Below are 3,122 nucleotides of genomic sequence, written 5' to 3'. Positions count from 1 at the left end.
CCCCCGGCGCAGTCGCCACCGTCGGTACGGTCTGCGGCTCCCGGGCGCCGGCCGCCACCGCCCTGCGACGGTTGATCAGAACCACACCGGCCACAGCGATCGCGCCTCCGATCAGCTCGATCGGATGCGGGGTCTCGCCCAGCCATACGAACGACACGAGCAGCGCGACCGGCGGCACCAGATACAGCGCCGCGGTGGAGGCCGCCATGGGCAGCCGGGCCACGGCGTACCCCCAGATCACGAACCCGAGCGCGGAGGGGAGCAGCCCCAGGAAGAGCACCGCCCCCAGGGCGCCGGCCGGAGCGCTGACCACTGCGCCGACGGTCCAGGGCAGCAGGGGCAGGGCGAAGAGCGTGCCCGCCACCATGGCGTACGTCGCCACTTCCAGGCCGGTGTAGCGCCGCAGCAGCGGCTTGCTGGCGAAGTGGTAGACGCCCTGGACGACGGCGGCGGCCAGGACGACCAGGGAGGCCGCGCTGAAGCCGGAGAAGCCTTCGGCCAGGGTGACGACGGCAGTGCCGGCGATGGCGATGACACTGCCCACGACGACATTGCGGGTGAGCGGCTCCGCGAGGAAGACGCCGGCGAGCAGCACGCTGAACACCGGGGCGACGGCGATCAGCAGGCTCGCCGTTCCCGCCTCGACATGTATCTCACCCCAGTTCAGCAGGATCTGGTAGGCGGTCATGCCGCTGAGCCCACACATCGAGATCAGGGGGAGATCGCTTCTGCGGGGCAGACGTACTCCGGCGAACGGAGCGAGGACGAGCAGTGCCGCGGCCGCGATGGCGAGCCTGAGGAAGGACAGCGCGGCGAGGCCCAGCCCGTCGACGCCGACTCGGATCGCGGGAAAGGCCGAGGCCCACAGCACGACGGTGCCCGCCAGTGCGAGGAAGCGCGGGGAAGCGAGGTGGAGGTTCACTTCTCCAACGTCCCACCGGGCACCGAAAAGAACAATTTAGTAGTTTCTTTCCAATGCCACACATTCTCTTACGTGTCGGTGTCGGCGGGTCCCCGCAGCGTCCAGCCCTCGGCTGTCACCTCGGCGTGCATGTCCTCGGGGGAGACCGTCTCGCCGCAGCGGTCGCAGACGGCCCGGGGGGTGAAGTCGTGCTCATGGTGGAGCAGTCGCAGCGGGGACGAGGTGGTGAGCCAGCGGTCGCCCCAGCGCAGCAGCTCGTGGATGACGCCGAGCAGGTCGCGGCCCGCCTCGGTGAGGTGGTAGCCGTCGTGGCGCGGCTCGTCGGGCAGCGGGCGGCGCTCCAGGACCCCGTCCGCCACCAGGCTCTTAAGTCGGGCGGACAGCCGGTCGGTGGGGGCGCCGGTGTTCTTGGCGATCTGGCGGAACCGGTGGTTTCCGAGCGAGACCTCCCGGACGGCCAGGAGGGACCAGCGGTCGCCGACCACCTGGAGCGCGGCGGCGATCGAGCAGGGGCGGCCGGGTACCTCGTACGGGTCGATGCGGTGCGTCGTCACGATGCGAGTATGCGCTCCATGCTTTGATTATCAAAGCTTAGGCAATTCCGAGCCCTCCGGCCGCTCCATGGTTTGAATATCAAACCCAGTCGTGTTTGTCTGGTCGCATGACCCAGTCGGTTTGGTTTTCAAAGCGCCGTGTCGCCTCAGTCGTGATCCTGCTGGCGGTCTTCATGACCAACCTCGATCTCTGGATCGTCAACGTGGCGCTCCCGGCCATGGGCTCGTCCTTCGCCTCCTCCCAGGGCGGAGCCACCACGCTGGGATCCTTGTCCTGGGTCCTCAACGCCTACGCCATCGCCCTGGCGGCCCTGCTCGTGGTGGCGGGCCGGATGGGAGACCGGATCGGACAGCGGCCGGTGTTTCTCGCCGGAGTCGCCGTCTTCACGCTCGCCTCACTGGCCTGCGCCCTCGCGCCCGACCTCTGGATCCTGGTGGCTGCCCGGGCCCTGCAAGCAGTGGGCGCCGCGGCCCAACTGCCCACCTCCCTGGCACTCCTGCTCGCCACCGTGCCCACCGAGAACCGCACGCACGCCACCCGCAACTGGGCCGCTGTCGGCGGCCTCGCCGCCGCGACCGGCCCCGTCGCCGGCGGCCTGCTGGTCCAGGTCGACTGGCGCTGGGTCTTCGTGATCAACGTGCCCATCGGTATCGCCACCGTGGCGGCGGGCCTTCGGGTCCTGCCCCCGACGACACGACGGGAGGACGGGCGCCTGCCCGACGTACTGGGCGCCCTGCTGGTCACCGTCTCCGTCGCCGCGCTGTCCGGTGCGCTCGTGCAGGCCCCCGACTGGGGCTGGTCGGACAGCAGGAGCCTGCTGCTGTTCGCGGCGGCCCTGATCAGCGGCGCCGCCTTCGTCGTCCGCTCGCTCAGGCACAGCCACCCGCTGTTCGAACTCCACCTGCTGCGACTGCCGTCGTTCGGCACCGCGAGCATCGGCACCTTCGTCTTCGGTGTCGCCTTCGCCATCATGCTTCTGTCGAACGTGCTGTGGTGCCAGGAGATCTGGCACTGGAGCGCTCTGCGCACGGGAGTGGCCATGGTGCCGGGCCCTGCCCTGGTCCCCGTCGTCACCGTGCTCACCGCCCGCGCCGCACGCCGCCTGGGCCACGGACCGCTCATCACGGTCGGCGGACTGCTCTTCGCCGCCGCCATGCTCTGGCGCGCCTGCTTCGCCTCCGTACGCCCCGCGTACTGGCTCGATCTGCTGCCCAGTCAGGTCCTGGGCGGCGTGGGGGTGGGACTGACCCTGGGCACCCTGGTGGCCGCGGGCGTCAGTTCCCTGCCCGGGCACCGCTCGGCCACCGGATCGGCACTGGTCAATTCCGTGCGGCAGATATCCGCCACGGTGGGCGTCGCCCTCCTCGTCGCCGTCGTCGGGGCCCAGGTCGGCCCCGCGCAGCGCCAGGAGTTCCGCGCGGCCTGGCTGGTGGCGGCGGCACTGGCCCTCGTGACCGCCGTCGTCGGTGCCCGGATCACCCGCGGCGCGGCCCGCGACCGCCTGGTCCGCGACGAACCGAACCTCCACGCCGGCTCGGTGACCGAGGCTCGCTGACACGCGTCGGCATCCACCGGGGCACCTCCCGCGGACGGCCGGTGCGCGGTGGCGGGCTCTCATAGGATCACCGCGTGTCCCGACCCGCCC

At 70.9% G+C, this 3,122-nt stretch carries 3 protein-coding genes; 1 reads left to right on the top strand and 2 read right to left on the bottom strand.

From position 1 onward, the window contains the following. Positions 1-922, bottom strand: a 922-nt coding sequence (locus EHS43_RS41180) for a DMT family transporter (RefSeq protein ID WP_148104248.1), incomplete at its 3' end; no start/stop codon positions are given. 68 nt (positions 923-990) lie between these two features. Then, positions 991-1,476, bottom strand: a complete 486-nt coding sequence (locus tag EHS43_RS41175; protein ID WP_125195630.1) for a helix-turn-helix domain-containing protein — start codon at positions 1,474-1,476, stop codon at positions 991-993. Between the two features lie 152 nt (positions 1,477-1,628). On the opposite strand from EHS43_RS41175, the gene EHS43_RS41170 reads away from it, so the two are divergent. Next, positions 1,629-3,032: an MFS transporter gene (locus EHS43_RS41170; RefSeq protein ID WP_260470948.1), complete on the top strand. Its 1,404-nt coding sequence runs from the start codon at positions 1,629-1,631 to the stop codon at positions 3,030-3,032. The last annotated feature ends 90 nt before the right edge of the window (positions 3,033-3,122 follow it).

The sequence above is a fragment of the Streptomyces sp. RP5T genome (genome assembly GCF_003933965.1).
Lineage (GTDB): Bacteria > Actinomycetota > Actinomycetes > Streptomycetales > Streptomycetaceae > Streptomyces.
This window is presented reverse-complemented; position numbering and strand designations above follow the sequence as displayed.